Annotated in this window: 15 protein-coding genes; 7 read left to right on the top strand and 8 right to left on the bottom strand. The window is 71.2% G+C overall.

Annotated features, from left to right (window positions below; genetic code table 11):
- From pgi to tkt, 5 genes are read right to left on the bottom strand one after another with little or no spacing between them, the layout of a single operon-like run.
- Nucleotides 1-1,662 carry a glucose-6-phosphate isomerase gene (pgi, locus tag ACIGXP_RS09210; protein ID WP_399765894.1) on the bottom strand — a complete coding sequence of 554 codons (1,662 nt, stop codon included), beginning with the start codon at nt 1,660-1,662 and terminating at the stop codon, nt 1-3.
- Nucleotide 1,663: 1 nt separating this feature from the next.
- Nucleotides 1,664-2,590 carry a glucose-6-phosphate dehydrogenase assembly protein OpcA gene (gene opcA, locus ACIGXP_RS09205; RefSeq protein WP_363216359.1) on the bottom strand — a complete coding sequence of 309 codons (927 nt, stop codon included), beginning with the start codon at nt 2,588-2,590 and terminating at the stop codon, nt 1,664-1,666.
- Nucleotides 2,587-4,188, bottom strand: a complete 1,602-nt coding sequence (zwf, locus tag ACIGXP_RS09200; protein ID WP_399765891.1) for a glucose-6-phosphate dehydrogenase — start codon at nt 4,186-4,188, stop codon at nt 2,587-2,589. Before zwf ends, opcA begins: the two co-directional genes overlap by 4 nt.
- A complete protein-coding gene (gene tal / locus ACIGXP_RS09195; protein ID WP_363216361.1) occupies nt 4,185-5,330 on the bottom strand; it encodes a transaldolase in 1,146 nt (381 codons plus the stop codon). Before tal ends, zwf begins: the two co-directional genes overlap by 4 nt.
- A gap of 32 nt (nt 5,331-5,362) precedes the next feature.
- Nucleotides 5,363-7,438, bottom strand: coding sequence for a transketolase (gene tkt / locus ACIGXP_RS09190; protein ID WP_399765887.1), 2,076 nt, complete (start codon nt 7,436-7,438; stop codon nt 5,363-5,365).
- A 146-nt stretch (nt 7,439-7,584) separates the two neighbouring features.
- On the opposite strand from tkt, the gene ACIGXP_RS09185 reads away from it, so the two are divergent.
- Entirely contained in the window at nt 7,585-8,475 is an 891-nt protein-coding gene (locus tag ACIGXP_RS09185) for a helix-turn-helix domain-containing protein (protein ID WP_399765884.1), read from the top strand.
- Between the two features lie 465 nt (nt 8,476-8,940).
- Here ACIGXP_RS09185 and ACIGXP_RS09180 read toward each other — a convergent pair whose 3' ends face one another.
- Complete coding sequence (locus ACIGXP_RS09180) at nt 8,941-10,353, bottom strand: glycoside hydrolase family 16 protein (protein ID WP_399765881.1); 1,413 nt, start codon at nt 10,351-10,353, stop codon at nt 8,941-8,943.
- A 681-nt stretch (nt 10,354-11,034) separates the two neighbouring features.
- On the opposite strand from ACIGXP_RS09180, the gene ACIGXP_RS09175 reads away from it, so the two are divergent.
- Nucleotides 11,035-11,724: a hypothetical protein gene (locus ACIGXP_RS09175; protein ID WP_363218494.1), complete on the top strand. Its 690-nt coding sequence runs from the start codon at nt 11,035-11,037 to the stop codon at nt 11,722-11,724.
- Between the two features lie 8 nt (nt 11,725-11,732).
- Complete coding sequence (locus ACIGXP_RS09170; protein ID WP_363218493.1) at nt 11,733-12,929, top strand: S8 family serine peptidase; 1,197 nt, start codon at nt 11,733-11,735, stop codon at nt 12,927-12,929.
- Between the two features lie 266 nt (nt 12,930-13,195).
- Here ACIGXP_RS09170 and ACIGXP_RS09165 read toward each other — a convergent pair whose 3' ends face one another.
- Nucleotides 13,196-13,666, bottom strand: coding sequence for a DUF4981 domain-containing protein (locus ACIGXP_RS09165; RefSeq protein WP_399765877.1), 471 nt, complete (start codon nt 13,664-13,666; stop codon nt 13,196-13,198).
- A gap of 448 nt (nt 13,667-14,114) precedes the next feature.
- Between ACIGXP_RS09165 and ACIGXP_RS09160 the strand changes: the two genes are divergently transcribed.
- Entirely contained in the window at nt 14,115-15,452 is a 1,338-nt protein-coding gene (locus ACIGXP_RS09160) for a 6-phospho-beta-glucosidase (protein ID WP_363218491.1), read from the top strand.
- Between the two features lie 101 nt (nt 15,453-15,553).
- Entirely contained in the window at nt 15,554-18,613 is a 3,060-nt protein-coding gene (locus ACIGXP_RS09155; RefSeq protein ID WP_399765874.1) for an alpha-mannosidase, read from the top strand.
- Nucleotides 18,614-18,915: 302 nt separating this feature from the next.
- Here the strand turns inward: ACIGXP_RS09155 and ACIGXP_RS09150 are convergent, their stop codons facing one another.
- Nucleotides 18,916-20,025, bottom strand: a complete 1,110-nt coding sequence (locus ACIGXP_RS09150) for an ATP-grasp domain-containing protein (RefSeq protein ID WP_399765871.1) — start codon at nt 20,023-20,025, stop codon at nt 18,916-18,918.
- A 235-nt stretch (nt 20,026-20,260) separates the two neighbouring features.
- Here ACIGXP_RS09150 and ACIGXP_RS09145 point away from each other — a divergent pair, with 235 nt between their 5' ends.
- The gene (locus ACIGXP_RS09145) at nt 20,261-21,166 is read left to right on the top strand and encodes a metallophosphoesterase (protein WP_363218488.1); all 906 of its coding nucleotides are present in this window, start codon (nt 20,261-20,263) and stop codon (nt 21,164-21,166) included.
- Nucleotides 21,114-21,794 carry a 4'-phosphopantetheinyl transferase superfamily protein gene (locus ACIGXP_RS09140; protein ID WP_363218487.1) on the top strand — a complete coding sequence of 227 codons (681 nt, stop codon included), beginning with the start codon at nt 21,114-21,116 and terminating at the stop codon, nt 21,792-21,794. Before ACIGXP_RS09145 ends, ACIGXP_RS09140 begins: the two co-directional genes overlap by 53 nt.
- The last annotated feature ends 6 nt before the right edge of the window (nt 21,795-21,800 follow it).

Genomic DNA, 21,800 nt, shown 5'->3' with positions numbered 1-21,800 from the left:
TCAGTTCACTTCCTGAGCGTTCTTGAAGGTGCGGTAGGCGGCGACGAGGGCCGTGGTGGACGGGTCGAGACCGGGGACCTGTGCGCCCTCGGTCAGCGCGGGCTCGACCCGCTTGGCGAGGACCTTGCCCAGCTCCACGCCCCACTGGTCGAAGGAGTCGATGTTCCACACCGCGCCCTGCACGAACACCTTGTGCTCGTAGAGGGCGATCAGCTGGCCGAGCACGGACGGGGTCAGCTCGGGGGCGAGGACCGTGGTGGTGGGGTGGTTGCCCTGGAAGGTGCGGTGCGCCACCTGCTCCTCGGGCACGCCCTCGGCGCGGACCTCATCGGCACTCTTGCCGAAGGCGAGTGCCTGGGTCTGGGCGAAGAAGTTGGCCATCAACAGGTCGTGCTGGGCCTTGAGTTCGGCGCTCAGCTCGTCGACCGGGCGGGCGAAGCCGATGAAGTCCGCCGGGATCAGCTTGGTGCCCTGGTGGATCAACTGGTAGTAGGCGTGCTGGCCGTTGGTGCCCGGGGTGCCCCAGACGACCGGCCCGGTCTGCCACTGCACCGGCTCGCCGTCGCGCTGCACCGACTTGCCGTTGGACTCCATGTCCAGCTGCTGGAGGTAGGCGGTGAACTTCGACAGGTAGTGGCTGTACGGCAGCACCGCGTGCGACTGGGCGTCGTGGAAGTTGCCGTACCAGATGCCCAGCAGGCCCAGCAGCAGCGGCGCGTTGGCCTCGGCGGGCGCGGTGCGGAAGTGGTCGTCCATCAGCCGGAAGCCGTCGAGCATCTCCCGGAACCGGTCGGGCCCGATGGCGATCATCAGGGAGAGGCCGATCGCCGAGTCGTACGAGTACCGGCCGCCGACCCAGTCCCAGAACTCGAACATGTTGTCCGGGTCGATGCCGAACTCGGTGACCTTCTCGGCGTTCGTGGACAGTGCCACGAAGTGCCTGGCGACCGCCTTCTCCTCGCCGCCGAGCCCGTCGAGCAGCCACTTGCGCGCCGAGGTGGCGTTGGTGATCGTCTCGATCGTGGTGAACGTCTTGGACGCGACGATGAACAGCGTCTCCGCCGGGTCCAGGTCACGGGTGGCCTCGTGCAGGTCGGCGCCGTCCACGTTCGACACGAACCGGAACGTCAACTCCCGTGCGGTGTAAGGGCGCAGCACCTCGTAGGCCATGGCCGGGCCGAGGTCGGAGCCGCCGATGCCGATGTTGACGACGTTCCTGATCCGCCTGCCGGTGTGGCCGGTCCACTCGCCCGAGCGGACCCGGTCGGCGAAGTGGGCCATCTTGTCCAGGACCGCGTGCACCTTGGGCACGACGTTCTCGCCGTCGACCTCGATCACCGCGTCCCGTGCGGAACGCAGCGCGGTGTGCAGCACGGCCCGGTCCTCGGTGAGGTTGATCCTCTCGCCGCGGAACATGGCGTCGCGCAGCGCGAACACGCCGGTGGCGGCGGCGAGTTCCTGGAGCAGGGCCAGGGTCTCGTCGGTGATCAGGTGCTTGCTGTAGTCGATGTACAGGTCGCCGGCCCGTACGACATACCGCTCGGCGCGGCCGGGGTCCGCCGCGAACAGCTCGCGCAGCTGCGGCTGCCCCTCGGCGCGGTGGTCGGCGAGGGCCGTCCACTCGGGCCGGCTGGTGAGCTTGGGGAACTCGGACTGTGCCATGTCAGGCGTTCTCCTTGGCGGCCTCGCCCTTGAGGGCGATGGCGTACATCTCGTCGGCGTCGAGGCGGCGCAGCTCCTCGGCGATGAGTTCGGAGGTGGGGCGGACCTTCAGGGCAAGGGTGCGCGGCGGCTGGCCCGGCAGGGTCAGGGTCGCGAGGGGGCCCTCGGGGCGGTCGATGACGATCTCGCCGTTCGCGGTGCCGAGGCGTACGGCCGTGACGACCGGGCCGGCGCTGACCACGCGGTCCACGGTGACGTTCAGGCGGGCCTCCAGCCAGCGGGACAGCAGCTCGGCGCTGGGGTTGTCCGCCTCGGCCTCGACGGCCGCCGTGGTCACCTTCACCCGGGCCTGGTCGAGCGCGGCGGCCAGCATGGACCGCCACAGCGTCAGCCGGGTCCAGGCGAGGTCGGTGTCGCCGGGCGCGTAGTTGCGGGCGCGGGTCTCCAGGACCTCCATCGGCCGCTCGACCGCGTACAGGTCGGTGATCCGGCGCTGGGCCAGCGCGCCGAGCGGGTCCTTGGACGGGGTGTCGGGGGCCTCCACCGGCCACCACACGACGACGGGCGCGTCCGGCAGCAGCAGCGGCAGGACGACCGAGTCGGCGTGGTCGGACACCTCGCCGTAGGTGCGCAGCACGACCGTCTCCCCGGTGCCCGCCTCGGAACCGACCCGGACCTCCGCGTCCAGCCGGGAGTGGGTGCGGTCGCGCAGGGTGCGGGCGTGCCTCTTGATGACGACCAGGGTCCGCGAGGGGTGCTCGTGCGAGGCCTCCTCGGCGGCCTTGATCGAGTCGTAGGCGTTCTCCTCGTCCGTGACGATGACCATCGTCAGGACCATGCCCACGGCCGGGGTGCCGATGGCGCGGCGGCCCTGCACCAACGCCTTGTTGATCTTGCTTGCCGTGGTGTCGGTCAGGTCGATCTTCATGGCCTGCGCCAGCTCCGTCCGTCTCGTGCGAGCATCTCGTCCGCTTCACTCGGTCCCCAGCTGCCCGACGCGTACTGCGCCGGCCTGCCGTGCGCCGCCCAGTACGCCTCGATCGGGTCGAGGATCTTCCAGGACTCTTCCACTTCCTGGTGACGGGGGAACAAATTCGCGTCGCCGAGCAGCACGTCCAGGATGAGCCGCTCGTACGCCTCCGGGCTGGACTCGGTGAACGACTCGCCGTACGCGAAGTCCATCGACACGTCCCGGATCTCCATCGACGTGCCCGGCACCTTCGAGCCGAACCGCACGGTCATGCCCTCGTCCGGCTGGACGCGGATGACGATCGCGTTCTGGCCCAGCTCCTCGGTCGCGGTGGAGTCGAACGGGGAGTGCGGGGCCCGCTTGAAGACCACCGCGATCTCGGTCACCCGGCGGCCGAGACGCTTTCCGGTGCGCAGATAGAAGGGGACGCCCGCCCAGCGGCGGTTGTCGATGCCCAGCTTGATCGCGGCGAAGGTGTCGGTCTTCGACTTGGGGTCGATGCCGTCCTCCTGGAGGTAGCCGACGACCTTCTCGCCGCCCTGCCAGCCCCCCGCGTACTGCGCCCGCACGGTGTGCCGGCCGAGGTCCTCGGGCAGGCGCACCGACTTCAGCACCTTCAGCTTCTCGGTGAGCAGCGCCTCCGCGTCGAACGCGATCGGCTCCTCCATGGCGGTCAGCGCCATCAGCTGCAGCAGGTGGTTCTGGATGACGTCACGGGCGGCGCCGATGCCGTCGTAGTAGCCGGCCCGGCCGCCGATGCCGATGTCCTCGGCCATGGTGATCTGGACGTGGTCGACGTACGACCGGTTCCAGATCGGCTCGTACATCTGGTTGGCGAAGCGCAGCGCCAGGATGTTCTGGACGGTCTCCTTGCCGAGGTAGTGGTCGATCCGGAACACCTGGTCCGGTTCGAACACCTCGTGCACGATCGCGTTCAGTTCGCGGGCGCTGTCCAGGTCGTGCCCGAAGGGCTTCTCGATGACCGCGCGCCGCCAGGATCCCTGCGGCGGGGAGGCCAGGCCGTGCTTCTTCAGCTGCTGCACGACCTTCGGGAAGAACTTCGGCGGAACCGAGAGATAGAACGCGAAGTTGCCTCCCGTGCCGCGGGAGGCGTCCAGCTCCTCGACGGCGTCCTTCAGCTGCTTGAACGCGGTGTCGTCGTCGAAGTCGCCGGGGATGAACCGCATGCCCTCGGCGAGCTGCTGCCACACCTCCTCGCGGAACGGGGTGCGGGAGTGCTCGCGGACCGCGTCGTGGACGACCTGGGCGAAGTCCTGGTCCTCCCAGTCCCGGCGGGCGAACCCGACGAGGGAGAAGCCCGGCGGCAGCAGACCGCGGTTGGCGAGGTCGTACACCGCGGGCATCAGCTTCTTGCGGGACAGGTCACCGGTCACACCGAAGATGACCAGCCCGGACGGGCCCGCGATCCGGGGGAGCCGGCGGTCACGGGCGTCCCGCAGCGGATTCTCCCAGTCGGCGAGAGCACGTCCCGGCGGGGCCACCGGGACCGGCACCTCTGCGGGCGCCGGGGCGGCGGCGGGTGCGTTGTCGGTCATCGGGCGTCAACTCCCTTGCTCTTCAGGGACTTCGCTACGGCGTCCAGCAGCTCCTGCCAGGCCGCCTCGAACTTGGCGACGCCCTCGTCCTCCAGCTGCTGGACGACCTCGTCGTAGGAGATGCCGAGCCGCTCCACGGCGGCCAGGTCGGCGTGGGCCTGCGCGTAGCCGCCGGTCACCGTGTCGCCGGTGATCTCGCCGTGGTCGGCGACGGCGTTCAGGGTGGCCTCCGGCATGGTGTTGACCGTGCCCGGCGCGACCAGCTCGTCCACGTACAGGGTGTCCTTGTATGCAGGATCCTTCACACCGGTGGACGCCCACAGCGGGCGCTGCTTGTTGGCCTTGGCACCGGCGAGCGCCAGCCACCGGTCGGAGCCGAACACCTCCTCGTACGCCTCGTAGGCGAGCCGGGCGTTGGCGAGGGCCGCGCGGCCCTTGAGGGCCAGGGCCTCGTCGGTGCCCAGGGCGGTCAGCCGCTTGTCGATCTCGGTGTCCACGCGGGAGACGAAGAAGGACGCCACGGAGTGGATCGTGGACAGGTCGATGCCGCGCTCGCGGGCCTTCTCCAGGCCGGCCAGGTAGGCGGCCATGACCTCGCGGTAGCGCTCCAGGGAGAAGATCAGGGTCACATTGACGCTGATGCCGAGGCCGATGACCTCGGTGATGGCCGGCAGGCCCGCCCTGGTCGCCGGGATCTTGATCATGACATTGGGGCGGTTCACCAGCCACGCCAGCTGCTTGGCCTCGGCGACGGTGGCCCCGGTGTCGTGGGCCAGGCGCGGGTCTACCTCGATGGAGACGCGGCCGTCCACACCCTTCGATGTGCTGTATACAGAATCCAGGATATCGGCGGCAGCCCGCACGTCGGCGGTCGTCATCATCCGCACCGCCTCGTCCACCGTCACCCCCCGTACGGCGAGGTCGGTGAGCTGCTCCTCGTAGCCCTCGCCGGAGCCGATGGCGGCCTGGAAGATCGACGGGTTGGTGGTGACACCGACGGCGCTGCCGCTCGCCACCAGCTCGGCGAGGCTGCCCGACGTGATCCGCTTGCGCGACAGGTCGTCGAGCCAGATCGACACGCCCTCGTCGGCGAGGCGCTTGAGGGCTCCCGGGGTCGCGATTGCTTCGGTCACAGTGATCATCTTTCTGCTTGCGTCGGTATCGGGCGTCGGTGTCAGGCGCGCACGGCGGCGAGCGACTCGCGGGCCGCGGCGGCGACGTTCTCGGGGGTGAAGCCGAACTCGGTGAACAGGGTCTTCGCGTCGGCGGAAGCGCCGAAGTGCTCAAGGGAGACGATGCGTCCCGCGTCGCCCACGAACCGGTACCAGGTCAGAGCGATCCCGGCCTCGACGGCGACCCGGGCCTTCACGGCCGGCGGCAGCACCCGCTCGCGGTACTCGCGCGGCTGCTCCTCGAACCACTCCACCGACGGCATGGACACCACGCGCGTGCCGATCCCCTCGGCTTCCAGCTGCTCCCGCGCGGCCACGGCCAGCTGCACCTCGGAGCCCGTCGCGATGACAATCACCTCCGGGACCTCGGTCGACGACTCGCGCAGCACATAGCCGCCCTTGGCCGCGTCCTCGTTCGGCGCGTACACCGGCACGCCCTGGCGGGTGAGCGCGAGCCCGTGCGGGGCGGGGCTGGTGGCGTGCCTCTTCAGGATCTCGGCCCAGGCGATCGCGGTCTCGTTGGCGTCGGCCGGGCGGACGATGTTCAGGCCCGGGATGGCGCGCAGGGACGCGAGGTGCTCGACGGGCTGGTGGGTGGGGCCGTCCTCGCCCAGGCCGATGGAGTCGTGCGTCCACACGTACGTCACCGGCAGCTGCATGAGCGCCGACATCCGCACGGCGTTGCGCATGTAGTCGGAGAAGACGAGGAAGGTGCCGCCGTAGATGCGGGTGTTGCCGTGCAGGGCGATGCCGTTCATCTCCGCGGCCATCGAGAACTCGCGGATGCCGAAGTGGACGGTTCGGCCGTACGGGTCGGCCTCGGGCAGCGGGTTGCCCTCGGGCAGGAACGAGCTGGTCTTGTCGATGGTGGTGTTGTTGGACCCTGCCAGGTCGGCGGAGCCGCCCCACAGCTCGGGGATCACCGGGCCGAGCGCCTGGAGCACCTTGCCGGAGGCGGCGCGGGTGGCGACCGACCTGCCCTCCTCGAACACCGGGATGTTCCTCTCCCAGCCCTCGGGCAGCTCGCCCTTGGCGATCCGGTCGAAGAGGGCGGCTCGCTCGGCGTCGGCGGCACGCCACTCGGCGATCCGCTTGTCCCAGGCCGCGTGCGCCTCGGCACCCCGGTCCAGCGCCCGGCGCGTGTGCTTGAGCACCGCCTCCTCGACCTGGAAGGCCTGCCCGGGGTCGAAGCCGAGGACGCGCTTGGTGGCCGCGATCTCCTCCGCGCCCAGCGCCGAGCCGTGCGCGGCCTCGGTGTTCTGCGCGTTCGGGGCCGGCCAGGCGATGATCGTGCGCATCGCGATGATCGAGGGCCGCTCGGTCTCGGCCTGCGCGGCCTTCAGGGCCGTGTGCAGGGCGGGCACGTCGATGTCGCCGTCGGCGGCGGGCTCGATGCGCTGGGTGTGCCAGCCGTAGGCCTCGTACCGCTTCAGCACGTCCTCGGAGAACGCGGTTGCGGTGTCGCCCTCGATGGAGATGTGGTTGTCGTCGTACAGGAGGACGAGGTTGCCGAGCCTTTGGTGACCGGCGAGCGAGGAGGCCTCGGCGGAGACGCCCTCCTCCAGGTCGCCGTCGGAGACGATCGCCCAGACGGTGTGGTCGAAGGGGGACTCGCCCTGCGGCGCGTCCCGGTCGAACAGGCCGCGCTCGTAGCGGGCCGCCATCGCCATGCCGACCGCGTTGGCGACCCCCTGGCCGAGCGGGCCGGTGGTGGTCTCGACGCCGGCGGTGTGCCCGTACTCGGGGTGCCCCGGTGTCCTGGAGCCCTGGGTCCGGAATGCCTTCAGGTCGTCCAGCTCCAGCTCGTACCCGGAGAGGAACAGCTGCGTGTAGAGGGTCAGCGAGGTGTGGCCGGGGGAGAGGACGAAACGGTCCCGGCCGGTCCACTCGGGGTCGGCGGGATCGTGACGCATCACCTTCTGAAAGATCGTGTATGCGGCAGGTGCCAGGCTCATCGCGGTGCCCGGGTGGCCGTTGCCCACCTTTTGGACCGCGTCAGCCGCCAGAAGACGGGCGGTGTCCACAGCACGCCGGTCGAGGTCGGTCCACTCGAATCCGTCGGGAGTCTGCGTGGTCATCTTCAAGAAGTCCTCGTTCAGTGCGGGATTGCTGGCCTGACGCGTTCAAACTTAAAAGTCTGACTTTTTCGAGGAAAGGTCGGGGTGTGTCAGCCTGTGGTGAATCTGGGACAGCGAGCGCGCGACAGGGACGGCACGAAAAGGACATGACGGACGGAACCTCTCAGGCTGACGGCGACGGCATCCGAACCTTTCCCTTCCCGGCCGAACTGGCCGTCGGCGGCGTCGGCATGCAGATCGGCCCCATGGGAACCGACCGCACCTGGCACGCCGACGCCCCCCTGCACCGCGTCCACCGCATCGACTTCCACGTCGTCATGCTGTTCACCGACGGCCCCGTACGGCACATGATCGACTTCGCCGAGTACGAGGCGGGTGCCGGCGACCTGCTCTGGATCCGCCCCGGACAGGTCCACCGTTTCTCCCGCGAGACCGTGTACCGCGGAACCGTCCTGACCATGCAGCCCGGCTTTCTGCCCCGGGCGACCGTCGAGGCCACCGGCCTGTACCGCTACGACCTCCCGCCCCTGCTGCACCCCGCCCCGGACCGGCTCATCGCCCTCAAGGCCTCCCTCGACCAGCTGCGCCGCGAGTACCAGGACACGGCCACGCTGCCGCTCAGCCTGCACACCGCCGTCCTCAGACACACCCTCACCGCGTTCCTGCTGCGCCTCGCGCATCTCGCGGCCAGCTCGGCGGAGGTCACCCGGCAGCAGACGGACAGCACCTTCACCCGCTTCCGGGACGCCGTCGAGCACGGCTTCGCCACCAACCACAGCGTCAGCGCCTACGCCGACGCACTCGGGTACTCCCGCCGCACCCTCGTCCGCGCCGTCCGTGCCGCCACCGGTGAGACCCCCAAGGGGTTCATCGACAAACGCGTCGTCCTGGAGGCCAAGCGCCTCCTCGCCCACACCGACATGCCGATCGGCCGCGTCGGGGCAGCGGTGGGCTTTCCCGACGCGGCGAACTTCACCAAGTTCTTCCATCTGCACACCGGGCAGACGCCGGTGGCGTTCCGGGCGGAGCTGCGCTGAACCTTCCGCCGCGCACCGTGTTCGGCTCAACTGCGGGCCAGTTCCCCGAACCAGCGGACGATCGGCGGCGTGGCCGCGGCGTCGGCCCCCAGGTGCCGGGAGCCGTGGTGGTCGGCGGCGCCCACATCGACGACCCGTGCGTTCACGCCGTTCCTGCCCAGAGCCGTCCGGCAGTGCTCCGTGTGGGCGGTGACGGCCTGTTCTGTCGGCGTACGCCGTCCGGGCGCGAAGGCGCGGGCCGGGGCGCCCCCGCCCCACCGGCCGCCACGGCCCGCGACGGTGTACGGCTTCTCGGCCCGGACCAGGGTGCCCCGGCCGTGCTGCTCGTGCTGCGCCGGCAGCCGCCGGCGGCCAGTTGCCGCCCCCGGCGGACCCGTTCAGCTTCGCGGGCCGCCGGTGTCACCGCGCTGGGGCGAGCACCGGGCCGTCCTGGTGCCGGCTCCAGGGCCGTACGGCCGTTCCAGGTCAGTGACCGAAGTCGAACCAGTTCATGTTCACGAAGTCCGCGGACTGGCCGCTGGAGAAGGTCAGATAGACGTCATGGGTGCCGGTCACCGCGCTGATGTTGGCCGGCACCGTCTTCCACGTCTGCCAGCCGCCGGTGCTGCCCACCGCGAAGCTGCCGATGGGTGCGTTGCCACGGCTGTCCAGTCGCACCTCCACCAGCCCGCTCACCCCGGACGCCGCCCCGCTCGCCACGCGCGCGTAGAACTGCCTGGCCGGTGTCGAGCCGAAGTTCACGCCCTTGTACAGCGCCCAGTCGCCGTTCGCGATCCAGCCGATGTCCTGACCGCCTCCGGTGTCCGTGGTGGTCTCGGTGCCGAGGCCGGACTGGCTGTCGTAGGACTCGGCCTGGACGGTGCTGTAGGCGTCGCGGTTGCCGGACGGCGGGGGAGTGGTGCCACCGCCGTTGCCCGAGGACTGCAGGACCTGCACATAGTCGACGGCCATGGGGTGGCCGGGCTCCGTCGCGCCGGTCGGGCCGCCACCGAACGCCCCCGGGAAGCCGCCGCCCATCGCCACGTTCAGGATGACGAAGAAGCCGTGGTTCGTGGCGTTGGCCCAGGTCGTCGCGTCCACCTGGTTCGCCGTGACCGTCTGGTAGGTCACGCCGTCGACGGCGAAGCGGATCGCCTCCGGGCTCACCGAGCGGTCCCACTCCATCGTGTAGGTGTGAAAGCCCGACTGGCAGGTGGTGTTCGGACACGCGGTCGAGTTGCCGAGGCCCGTCGTCTCGTTGCACGGGCCGCCGGGGTTGGTGCCGCAGTGCACGGTGGCCCACGTCTTGTTCAGGCCCTGGACGTTCTCCATGATGTCCAGCTCGCCGACGCTCGGCCAGTTCTGGTAGTTGCCGCGGTACGGTGCGCCCAGCATCCAGAACGCCGGCCAGTAGCCGGCGGCCGCGTCACCGGTCACATCGGGCATCCGGATCCGGGCCTCGACGCGCAGCTTGCCGCCGGCCGGGGGCTGGAAGTCGGTGCGGGTGGTCTCGATCCGCCCGGAGGTCCAGTTGCCGGAGGCGTCCCGGCGCGGCGTGATGAGCAGATCGCCCTTGCCGTCCAGCGCCACATTGTTCGTGTTCGACGTCATCGTCTCGACCTCGCCGGTACCCCAGTTCGCGGCGCCGCCCGGGTACGAAGTGCCAGTGTCGTACTGCCAGTCGGCGGTGTTCACGCCGGAGCCGGCCGCGCCGTCGAAGTCGTCCAGGAAGACCTGGGTCCAGCCCGAGGGAGGGGCGGGGGCGGTGGCGTTCGCCGGTGCGGAGGCCGCCGTGGCGACGGCCGCGGCCAGGCCGAGCGTCGCGGCGACGGCGACGAGAGCGCGCCGCAGGGGGCGCCGGCGGCGGTGGATTCCGGGTATGCCGGAGCAATCGCTCATGGGGGAGGCCTCTCGGGTACGGGGAGTTGTGCGGGGAGCCCTCGGCGGGCGCTCGCCGAGCATTCTGAGAGCGCTCTCACCGTGCCGCCAATGTGCTCCCCCTCTCTGCGGTCGTCAAGGCTTGAAGCAAGGAAAGTCGACGCCCCTGCAGATGAGTTCACTGGGTGAAGGGCCCAGCAGGTGCCGTGGCGAAGGGATGAGATCGTTATACGAACTCCACGAGCGGCACACGCCTTGCGTCTGCGAAGGTCATAAGCTGTCGTCAGATTCGCGGGGGCGCCGAAGAGGTGCGCGGGTGGCTGAAGTTGTGCCTCGCTGCATCCTGGTGTGCAGGTCGTTCGAGGTGTGTGCTCTGCCACGTGAGCCGGACCAGGCATCGTGCTCCCTCGCAGATTGACCTGTGAGAGGGAACCACCCATGTCTTACCCCCCGCCGCCGGGAAGCGGCCATCCGTATGGGCAGCCGCCCTCGCACGGCGGTTGGCAGCCGCAACCACAGTGGCAGGGCCCGGCCCCGGTGCCGCCGCCCATGCCGACGGCACCCCCGATTGCCGCTCCGGCCCACGCGGGGCCCTCACCGTACGGTGCCTACCCCGCGCCCGCACATCCCGTGCCCGGGCCGCCGGCGGCCCCCGCGGGCTCAGGACGCACCGCCCGGAAGGTCCTGGGCAGTCTGCTCGGCGTGTTCGGTGTACTCGGCATGCTCGGCGGCGGAGCACTGGCGGCGCACGCGTACGGCAACAGCCGGCAGTCGGTGCCCAACTCCGACGCCTACGGGCCGGTGCTGTGGCGCGACGAGACCGTCGGCCGTCTCTTCCCTGCGACCATCGGCGAACCGCCCGACTACACCCACCAGGCCTCGGACAAGAACGTTGCGCAGTGGAGCCGGATGGGCGTCTCCGAGGACACCTCGTGCTCCGCCGGTCTCAGCGGAGAGACGCGCAAGACCGCCCAGCGGCTCGGCTGCAAGGCCGTACTGCGCGCCACGTACGTCGATCTCACCGGGGAAATGGTCGCCACCGTCGCGGTCATCGTGCTGCCCAAGGGCGGAACCGCCGCACAGGAGATGGGCGAGTATCTCGACGACCAGCAGTCGGCGGACGTTCCCGACGCCGCGGTGGTCCCGCTGCGGGTACCGGGGACGCTCGCGGCGAAGTGGCAGGAGCGCAGGCGCAACGGCATGGGCGGCACCGGCCTGGGAGACGACTTCCCCTACGCCGTCGCCGTCACCACGGGCGCCGTCGACGGGCGCGCCTCGTCCACCCTGCCCAGCGGCTTCGAGGGGAACGACGCGGACAGACAGCCCTGGATGGACGAGGCCAAGGCGCTCAGCGAGACGTTCCACGCCCACATCCTGAACCTGGCAAGGTGAGACCCGCAGTGAAGCTCAAGACGATACGCGCCACCTGCACCGCGGTCGCCCTCACCGGTCTGCTGTGCACTCTGGCCGCCGCCCCCGCACAGGCGGCGGCACCGGTCGGGTGGGAAGGGGGCGCACTCGGCCTGTCCGCGGCGCAGCAGCAGAGCAAGGGCGAAGGAGTGACGGTCGCGGTCCTCGACAGCGGCGTGGTGGCCGGCCACCCGGCCCTGAAGGGCAGGGTGACGACCGGCCCCGACTACCGCCAGGACGGGCTGCGGCCGGGGGACCCGGACTGGGGAGGGCACGGTACGGCCATGGCCTCGGACGTCCTCAAGGTGGCCCCCGGAGCCAGGATCCTCGCCGTGCGCGTCACCTCCGACAAGGACGACGAGAAGACCGCCGCGAAGGACTTGGAACATCTCCGCAAGGGCGGCAAGAGCCCGGCCGCGCAAGGCATCCGCTACGCGGCCGACCACGGCGCCGACGTGATCTCCATGTCGTTCGGCAGCGCGGACGGTTTCAGCACCTACGACGACGAAGAGACCGAGGCCGTGGCCTATGCCCTCCGCAAGGGGGTGACGCTGCTGGCGTCGGCCGGCAACTCGGGCGACAAACTCAACGACAACTCCTACCCGGCCGGATACCCGGGCGTGATCGCGGTGGCCGCCACTCAGCCGGGCGGTGGGCGCGCCGGCTTCTCCACCGTGCACACCTACAACGATGTGGCCGCACCCGGCGTCGGCATCGTCAGTGCGAAGAACACCGGCGGCTACCTGAAGATCAACGGCACCTCACCGGCGTGCGCGCTGGCCGCCGGGGTCGTGGCGCTCATGTACGGCAAGAACCCGAAACTGACCCCGGCGCAGGTGAACGACGTCCTGATCGCCACCGCACATCGCCCCGCGGGGGGCGGCAGCGCCCGGCTCGGCTACGGACCGATCGACGCCGCCGCGGCGGTGAAGGCCGCCGCCTCGCCCCCCGAGGACAGGACCGCTCCGGTGACGTACCACGGCAGGGAGCACCTGGCGACTCCGGACGGAACCCCGAAGACCAGGCATGCGCCGCTGGAGCAGGGGCTGTGGATGACGGGCCTCGTGGCCGCCGGCGCGGGGCTGGTACTCCTGATCGCCGGTGTGCTCCTCGCACGATCGGGCCGCCGCAGGGCCCCGGCGGGAACGATGGGCATGGCACAGCCTCACGGACCCTTCCCGGGCTGATCCTGCGAGATCACAAGACGGTGCGCCATCTTCGCGGACGACGGGGCAGCCCTCGACGTACCGGATCATGTGGCTGCCGTCGTTCACGACCGCGAGGTGCCACCAGGTCTCCAGCGGCGTCTCCTGGCCCAGTCGGTGACGGTGCCCTCGGTGGCCGACGCCCCGTCGGTCCGGCGGCCCGAACGCCTCACTGATCGCGGCGCATTCCTCCTGGGCCCCGTTCTGTGTGAGGTCGCCCAGGTGGGTGCGGGGAGGAGGGGCCGGGTTCACAGGGCGCGCAGGGGCCGGTTCCGGTGGTGGTTCCCGTCCGCGGCCGGACGGGACGGCCGTACGCCACTGCCGGCATCGGCTCGCCCGGCGGCCGGGGACGCCGTCCGCAGCCGGATCCGCGGCGCGCACAGCTCCGTACCGCGCGGTGCCCACGGCTCGTCCACCGCCGTCACCACCCGAAGCGTCAGCCACGCCTCGCCGCCGTCCCGCGGTAGCGGGAACGGCGGGAGTACGGCCGCCGTCTCGCCCGGTCTCAGATCGGGCAGGCGGGCGGGAGCGGTCAGGATCCGGCCGTCGGCCCGCACCAGTTCCCAGGTCGCCGCCAGGCGGCCGAGGCCCCGGACGGCATGGTCGTTGACGAGCACGATCCCCTCGTGCCGATGGCACCGGATGCGCACCGGACCCCGGCACTCCAGGTGCTCGTACGGCCGGGCGCCGCGGCGCCCGGCCGGTCTTCCGTCGCTCACACGGTGCACAGTGCCGTGGTCCCGGGACAGCTGCATGAAGCTGCGTTGAAGAGCCGGGGCGGACCCGGTGGCCGTGCGGTGGTCCGCGGGCGCCGCCGGTTGTCCGGGCCGCTGGGAGTGATCCGGGGTGCCCCTGTGGGGAGCGGCTTCGTCCGGCGTTCCGGCGTCGGGTCCCGCACCACTACGATGACGGCATGTCACGTTCCCCCAGGTACGCGACGAGCGAGCAGGCGCATCGTGCTCGGCCACCGCGCGCACGCCCGGTACGCGGGGAACCCCGCGGCCGAGCAGCGGGTGCTCGGAATCCCCTCCTGGGTGTATCGGTGAGGGACGGGCCGGTGACGGGGCGCGTCGGTGAGGGGCGCGCCGGTGGAGCCGGCCACCCGGTCCGCGCTCCGGGAAGCGGGCGTCGAGGTGGCGGGTCGGACGTTCCGGGAAGGGTGCAGACGTGAAGCTGACGATTCTGGGCGGCGGCGGATTCCGCGTGCCGCTCGTGTACGGTGCCCTGCTGACCGACCGCGCCGAAGGCCGGGTCACCGAGGTCGTCCTGCACGACCTGGACGACCGTCGACTGTATGCAGTAACCCGTGTACTGGATGCCCAAGCCGCCGGCCTCCCCGACGCGCCCCGGGTGACCGCCACCACCGACCTCGACCAGGCGCTCACCGGTGCCGACTTCGTCTTCTCCGCGATCCGCGTCGGCGGCCTGGAGGGCCGCGCCGACGACGAGCGGGTGGCGCTCGCCGAAGGGGTGCTCGGCCAGGAGACCGTCGGCGCGGGCGGCATCGCCTACGGTCTGCGCACCGTCCCCGTCGCCGTCGACATCGCCCGGCGGGTGGCCCGCCTCGCCCCGGACGCCTGGGTCATCAACTTCACCAATCCCGCCGGCCTGGTCACCGAGGCCATGTCCCGGCACCTCGGCGACCGCGTCATCGGTATCTGCGACTCTCCCGTCGGCCTCGGCCGCCGTATCGCCCGCGTCCTCGGCGCCGACCCGGCGCAGGCCTTCGTCGACTACGTCGGCCTCAATCACCTCGGCTGGGTACGCGGCCTGCGCGTCGCCGGACGCGACGAACTCCCACGCCTGCTCGCCGATCCCGCCCTGCTCGGCTCCTTCGAGGAGGGAAGGCTGTTCGGGGCCGACTGGCTGCAGTCGCTCGGCGCGATCCCCAACGAGTACCTGCACTACTACTACTTCAACCGGGAAACCGTGCGCGCCTACCAGGAGGCCGAGCGGACCCGGGGTGCCTTCCTGCGCGACCAGCAGGCCCGTTTCTACGCGGAGGCCCTGCGCACGGACCGGTCCGCGCTGGACGTGTGGAACCGCACCCGCGCCGAACGCGAGGCCACCTACATGGCCGAGAACCGGGAGAGCGCCGGCGCGGGGGAGCGCGAGGCCGACGACCTGTCCGGCGGCTACGAGAAGGTGGCGCTGGCGTTGATGCGGGCCATCGCCCGCAACGAGCGGACGACGCTGATCCTGAACGTGCGCAACAGGAGCACCCTGTCGGCGCTCGACGCCGATGCCGTCATCGAGGTCCCCTGCCTGGTCGACGCGGGCGGCGCCCATCCGGTCGCGGTCGCGCCGCTGCCCGGTCACGCCACCGGACTGGTCTGCTCCGTCAAGGCCGTCGAGCGCGAGGTGCTCGCCGCCGCAGACTCCGGATCCCGGCAGACGGCCGTGAAGGCCTTCGCGCTGCATCCGCTGGTCGACTCGGTCAATGTGGCCCGCAGGCTGGTCGAGGCGTACACCGAGGTCCATCCTGGCTTGGCATACCTGAAGTAAGCGTCTCCGCCCCGTCCTGCCCGCCGAGCGTCCCCTGCGTTCCCTGCGTCCTCTGTGTTCCCAGCGTTTTCTGCTTTCGCCGACATCCTTGGGAGGCCGCCATGCACGACGAACGCCGCCGGATCGAGGAGCGCACCGAACGCCTCCACCACCAGCGCATCAGGCCCGCGATCTACGCCGCCGCCATCCCCCTGGAGGTGGAGGCCTGGCAGGCTCCCGGGGAACCGGTTTCTTTCGAGGAGGCCGCGGCCGCTCCGTACGCGCCCTTCGTGAAGGACATGCCGTGGGGACCGCCATGGGGGACGACCTGGTTCCGGATGCGCGGCCGGGTGCCGGCCGAGTGGGCCGGCCGGCGGGTGGAGTCGGTCATCGACCTCGGCTTCGTCGGGGACTGGCCGGGCAACCAGGCCGAGGCGCTCGTCCACCGCACCGACGGCACCCCGCTCAAGGCGGTCAACCCGCTCAACCAGTATGTGCCGGTGGCGCGCCCGGCGGCGGGCGGGGAGACGGTCGAGTACCTGGTGGAGGCTGCCTCCAACCCGGACATCCTCGCGAACGGCTTCGCCGGACCGACCCCGCTCGGCGATGTACGGACGGCAGGCGACCGTCCCCTGTACACATTCCGCCGCGCCGATCTCGCCGTACTCGACGAGCAGGTCTGGCACCTCGACCTCGACCTCCAGGTGCTGCGCGAACTCATGGCGGAACTTGGCGGGCACGACCCGCGCCGGCACGAGATCGCGCACGCCCTCGACCGGGCCATGGACCTGCTCGACCTGGACGACGTCTCCGGCTCGGCCCCCGCCGTGCGCGAGGCCCTGCGCCCGGTGCTCGCCAAGCCCGCCCACGCCAGCGCCCACATCCTCTCCGGCGTCGGCCACGCGCACATCGACACCGCCTGGCTGTGGCCGATCCGCGAGACCAAGCGCAAGACGGCCCGGACGTTCTCCAATGTCACCGCGCTCGCCGACGAGTACGAGGAGTTCGTCTTCGCCTGCTCCCAGGCCCAGCAGTACGCGTGGGTGCGCGACCACTACCCGCAGGTGTGGGAGCGGATCAAGGAAGCCGTGACGAAGGGCCAGTGGGCGCCCGTCGGCGGCCTGTGGGTGGAGGCCGACGGCAACCTGCCCGGCGGTGAGGCCCTCGTCCGCCAGCTCGTGCACGGCAAGCGGTTCTTCCTGGACCACTTCGGCATCGAGACCAAGGGCGTATGGCTGCCGGACTCCTTCGGCTACACGGCGGCCTACCCGCAGCTGGCCAGGCTCGCCGGCAACGAGTGGTTCCTCACCCAGAAGATCTCCTGGAACCAGACCAACACCTTCCCCCACCACACCTTCTGGTGGGAGGGCATCGACGGCACCCGCATCTTCACCCACTTCCCGCCCATCGACACCTACAACGCCCGCTTCAGCGGCGAGGAACTGGCCCGGGCCGTCCGCAACTACGCCGAGAAGGGCGGCGGCACCCGCTCCCTCGCCCCCTTCGGCTGGGGCGACGGCGGAGGCGGCCCCACCCGCGAGATCATGGAACGCGCCCGCCGCCTGAAGAACCTGGAGGGCTCGGCGAAGGTCGAGATCGAACACCCCGACGCGTTCTTCGCCAAGGCACGCGAGGAATACCCGGACGCACCGGTCTGGGCGGGCGAGCTGTACCTGGAGCTGCACCGCGCCACCTACACCACCCAGGCCCGCACCAAGCAGGGCAACCGGCGCAGTGAACACCTCCTCCGGGAGGCCGAGTTGTGGGCCACCACGGCCGCCCTGCACGCGCCGGGCTACGCCTACCCGTACGAGACGCTGGACCGCCTGTGGAAGACGGTCCTGCTGCACCAGTTCCACGACATCCTGCCCGGCTCCTCCATCGCCTGGGTGCACCGCGAGGCCGAGGCCGCATACGCCCGGGTCGCCGAGGAGCTGCAGCTGCTCACGGGCGAGGCGATCGCCGCGCTGGGTGCCGGCGGGCCCCGTGTGTTCAACGCCGGCCCGCGCCCGCGCGCCGAGGTGGTCCGTCCTCCCGGGGGCGCACCGGTGTATGTGCGGGTGCCGGCGAACGGCTCCGCGCCCCTCACCGCGGCCGAACCCCCGCACACGGTCACGGTCTCCGGACGGACCCTGGACAACGGGATCGTCCGTGTACAGGTGGCGGACGACGGAACACTGTCGTCCGTACGCGATCTACGGGCGGACCGTGAAGTCCTCGCCGGCCAGGGCAATCTGCTCCGCCTGCACACGGACCTGCCCAACTGCTGGGACGCCTGGGACATCGACAAGCACTACAGGAACCGGTACACCGACCTGCTGGAGCCCGACTCGGTCGCCGTGGTCGAGGACACCCCTCTGGTCGGCGCGATCCGGGTGGTCCGCTCCTTCGGCAGGGGATCCCGGATCACCCAGACGATCACGGTCCGGGCCGGCAGCGCCCGCATCGACATCGAGACGGACATCGACTGGCACGAGACGGAGAAGATCCTCAAGGCGGGCTTCCCCGTCGACCTGCGCGCCCCGCACTCCTCCGCCGAGATCCAGTTCGGTCACGTCCAGCGGCCCGCCCACACCAACACCAGCTGGGAGGCGGCCCGTTTCGAGGTGTGCGGGCACCGCTGGGTGCACATCGCCGAACCCGGCTACGGTGTCGCCCTCATCAACGACTCCACCTACGGCCACGACGTCTCCCGTACCGTCCGCGAGGACGGGGGCACCACCACCACGGTCCGGCTCAGCCTGGTCCGCGCCCCGCGCGTCCCCGACCCCGAGGCCGACCAGGGCCGGCACCGCTTCACCTACGCGCTGCTGCCCGGCGCGAGCATCGAGGACGCGATGGCCGAGGGCTACGCCCTCAACCTCCCGCTGCGCGTGGCGGACTCGGCGGGCGAGCCGGAACCGGTCGTCTCCGCCGAGGGCGAGGGGCTGACGGTGGAGGCGGTCAAGCTCGCCGACGACGGCTCGGGGGACGTGGTGGTACGGCTGTACGAGTGCCGGGGCGGCCGGGCCGCCGGGGTGCTGCGCACCGGGTTCCCGCTGGCGGGTGCCCAGGTCACCGACCTGCTGGAGCGACCGCTGGCCGACGCGGAAGCGTGCCCCGACGGCTCGGTCCCGGTCGCGCTGCGGCCGTTCCAGGTCCTGACCCTGCGTCTGCGGCGGGCCCGGGCGAGCGGGTCGTAGGGCGTGCGGTCCGGGCGCACGGACGACGGAGAGCCGGCACCGTGTGCCCGGCCCACCGGGCCGGCCGGTCGCTCCCCGTGACCGCGACCGACCGGCCCGTTCCCCCGTCCCCCCGTGGATTCCCCCGTTGGTCCCCGTGGGCTTTCCGTTGCTGTCATGGAGAGCGGCGAGGCCCCGCTCTGATACACCCCCTGCGGAAAAAAATGTCCCCCGGTCCTGAAAACCGGGGGACAGCGAGGACGGGGGCAGCGAGGGCCGGGGGACGGCGAGGGCGCGCTCACCAGGTGAACCCGGCCTACGGCCTAGAGCGGCAGCGCCTCCACCGCCGAACCCGCCTGCGCAGGCACTGCCGGCAGGGTGATCTCCGCCCCCCTCTGCCGGGGAAGTGAAGCAGGCACCACAGGCCGCGGCCCCGAGACCACCGTGTAGTCCTGTCCCAGGAACGGCGGCTCGATCTCCCCGGGATCCTCGCCCAGCGCCAACTGCACGGCGGCCCAGGGTGCGTTCACCCCGCACAGGGACAGCTGGTGCAAGCCCCCGGAGGGCCGCGTGTTCACATCGAGCAGCACCGGCCGGTCGCCGAGCATGCGGAACTGGATGTTGGACAGGTGGTGCACCCCGAAGCCCTCCACGATCAGCCGGGCCGGTTCCAGCCACCGTTCGTCCAGGGTGAAGCCCCGCCGGCGGCCGTTCTTGGTGCGGCCCACCGCGAGCCGCAGCCGGTTGTCCGGCCCGGTCAGGCAGTCCACGGACACCTCGGGCTGCTCCAGGCGCGGCATCACCAGCCAGTCCACCGGCTCATCCGCCCGCCGCAGCGCCTCGACCACGAGGTCCAGCTGGACGTACGGGCTCGGGAACCCGGCGAGGTTCGCCAGCGAGAACGGGGCGCGGGTGATCATCCGGAAGCCGACCCCGCCGGCGCCGGCGGCCGGCTTGACGCACGGCTTGTGCCCGGCCGCCTCCAACTGCCCGACCGCCGCGAGGAGTTCGTCCGCCGTACGGACCCGCCACCACGGCGGCACCGGGACCCCCACCGAGCGGACCGCCTCGTACGCGGTCGCCTTGTCCTCGAACACGGCCACCGCCTCGGGAGTCGGCGCCAGCAGCGCCGTACCGGCCGCCGCGAACTCCGCGCGGTGCGCCACGATCGCCGCCTGGTGCAGCCGGGGCACGAACACGTCGATGCCGCGCCGGACGCACTGGTCGAGGGCGTACTCGACGTACCCGGCCGGGGACAGGCCCTCCGGCTCCAGGTCGGCGGTGTCGGCGGCGGCCAGCACGGGGGAGTCGGGGTCCCCGTGCGTGGCGTGGATCTCCACGGCGCGGTCGCTGGGATTTCTGCGCAGCTGATCCATGAAGAACACGTTCTCCGCGTACGTGCGGTTGAGCCAGACGCGTACGCGAGAGAGCATGCAGGCCGCCTTTCAGGGTTTTCGGGCAGGGCTCAGCGGCCCGTGCCCGGGCAGGAGGGAGGAAGGGACACCAAACAACCCCTGCAGAAGGGAGGTTGGGGTGCTGATGCCGGGGCGATCATACGGCTTTCAAGAGACTGTGCGTGCAACGCGAGTGTTACGGATTGCCGCTTGCTCCGCTGTCCGGGAATGTGTTCTTGTGGTGCAGGCAGAGGATGATCGGAAGGGGTGCGGGGTGGAGTCTGCGGCCGGGGCCGGACAGCTGCTGGCCATCAGTGACCTGCACATCACCTATCCGGAGAACCGCGCCCTGGTCGAGGACATGCGGCCCACGAGCGACGCGGACTGGCTGATCGTGGCCGGTGACATCGCCGAGACGGTCGCCGACATCCGCTGGGCCCTGGAGAAGCTGGCGGGCCGTTTCCGCAAGGTGCTGTGGGTGCCCGGCAACCACGAGCTGTGGACCCATCCGAAGGATCCCGTCACCCTGCGCGGCGTCGCCCGCTACGAACACCTGGTCGAGCTGTGCCGGGAGCTGGGCGTCGTCACTCCCGAGGACCCCTACCCGGTGTGGCAGGGCCCCGGCGGCCCGGTCGCCGTCGCCCCGCTGTTCCTGCTGTACGACTACTCGTTCTTGCCGCCCGGCTGCGCCACCAAGGCCGAGGGCCTGGCGTACGCGCACGGCACGGGCATCGTCTGCAACGACGAGTACCTGCTGCATCCCGACCCCTATCCGACCCGTGACGACTGGTGCCGGGCGCGGGTCGCCGAGACCGAGCGCAGGCTCGCCGCGCTCCCCGCGGACCTGCCGGTCGTACCGGTCAACCACTATCCGCTGCACCGGCATCCGACCGAGGTGCTGTGGTATCCCGAGTTCGCCATGTGGTGCGGCACCGAGCTGACCGCCGACTGGCACCGCCGCTTCCCCGTCGCCACGATGGTCTACGGCCATCTGCACATCCCGCGCACCACCTGGCACGACGGAGTCCGCTTCGAAGAGGTCTCCGTAGGCTATCCCCGCGAATGGCGCAAGCGCCCGGAACCGCCGGGACGGCTGCGCCGCATCCTGCCGATGGAGGTCGGAACCGGTGATCGAGGAGCTGCTCCCGGAGTCGGTCGTGGCCGTGGAGGCACACGGTGACGATCCGCTGTGGGACGCCCCGCTCTACCCCGGGGAGGCGGTGCTCGTCGAACGCGCGGTGGACAAGCGCCGCCGCGAGTTCGCCGCCGTACGCGGCTGCGCCCGGCAGGCCATGGAGAAGCTGGGCGTGCCGGCGCAGCCCGTGCTCAGCAGCGAGCGGGGCGCACCGCGCTGGCCGGCCGGTCTGATCGGCAGCATGACCCACTGCGACGGCTACGGCGCCGCCGCCCTGGCCCGCGCGGACGACCTGGCCTCACTCGGCATCGACGCGGAACCGCACGGCCCGCTCCCGGAGGGCGTCGGCCCCGCCGTCTTCCTGCCCGAGGAGGGCGCCCGGCTCGCCCGGCTCGCCGGGCGGCGGCCCGCCGTGCACTGGGACCGGATCCTGTTCAGCGCCAAGGAGTCCGTCTACAAGGCGTGGTTCCCGCTCACCCGTATGTGGCTGGACTTCTCCGAGGCCGACATCACCCTCCACCCGGGGACCGGCGACGCGGCGGACGGCATCCTGCGCGCCGAACTCCTCGTCCCCGGGCCCCGGGTCGGCGACCGCAGGCTTCAGGTCTTCGACGGCCGGTGGGCCGTACGCGACGGGCTGGTCGCCACCGCCGTGATCGTCCCGCACCCCTGAAGCCCC

Origin of the sequence: Streptomyces sp. NPDC053069, from assembly GCF_044546895.1 — a bacterium.
Lineage (GTDB): Bacteria > Actinomycetota > Actinomycetes > Streptomycetales > Streptomycetaceae > Streptomyces.
The sequence above is the reverse complement of the archived record's forward strand: the minus strand, read 5'-3'. Positions and strand labels throughout refer to the sequence as shown.

Bases quoted from the DNA above. Each gene is read 5' to 3' on its own strand.
- zwf (WP_399765891.1), bottom strand. From the start codon at position 4,188: ATGACCGACAACGCACCCGCCGCCGCCCCGGCGCCCGCAGAGGTGCCG.
- ACIGXP_RS09185 (WP_399765884.1), top strand. From the start codon at position 7,585: ATGACGGACGGAACCTCTCAGGCTGACGGCGACGGCATCCGAACCTTT.
- ACIGXP_RS09150 (WP_399765871.1), bottom strand. From the start codon at position 20,025: ATGCTCTCTCGCGTACGCGTCTGGCTCAACCGCACGTACGCGGAGAAC.
- tal (WP_363216361.1), bottom strand. From the start codon at position 5,330: ATGATCACTGTGACCGAAGCAATCGCGACCCCGGGAGCCCTCAAGCGC.
- pgi (WP_399765894.1), bottom strand. From the start codon at position 1,662: ATGGCACAGTCCGAGTTCCCCAAGCTCACCAGCCGGCCCGAGTGGACG.
- opcA (WP_363216359.1), bottom strand. From the start codon at position 2,590: ATGAAGATCGACCTGACCGACACCACGGCAAGCAAGATCAACAAGGCG.
- ACIGXP_RS09155 (WP_399765874.1), top strand. From the start codon at position 15,554: ATGCACGACGAACGCCGCCGGATCGAGGAGCGCACCGAACGCCTCCAC.
- tkt (WP_399765887.1), bottom strand. From the start codon at position 7,438: ATGACCACGCAGACTCCCGACGGATTCGAGTGGACCGACCTCGACCGG.
- ACIGXP_RS09180 (WP_399765881.1), bottom strand. From the start codon at position 10,353: ATGAGCGATTGCTCCGGCATACCCGGAATCCACCGCCGCCGGCGCCCC.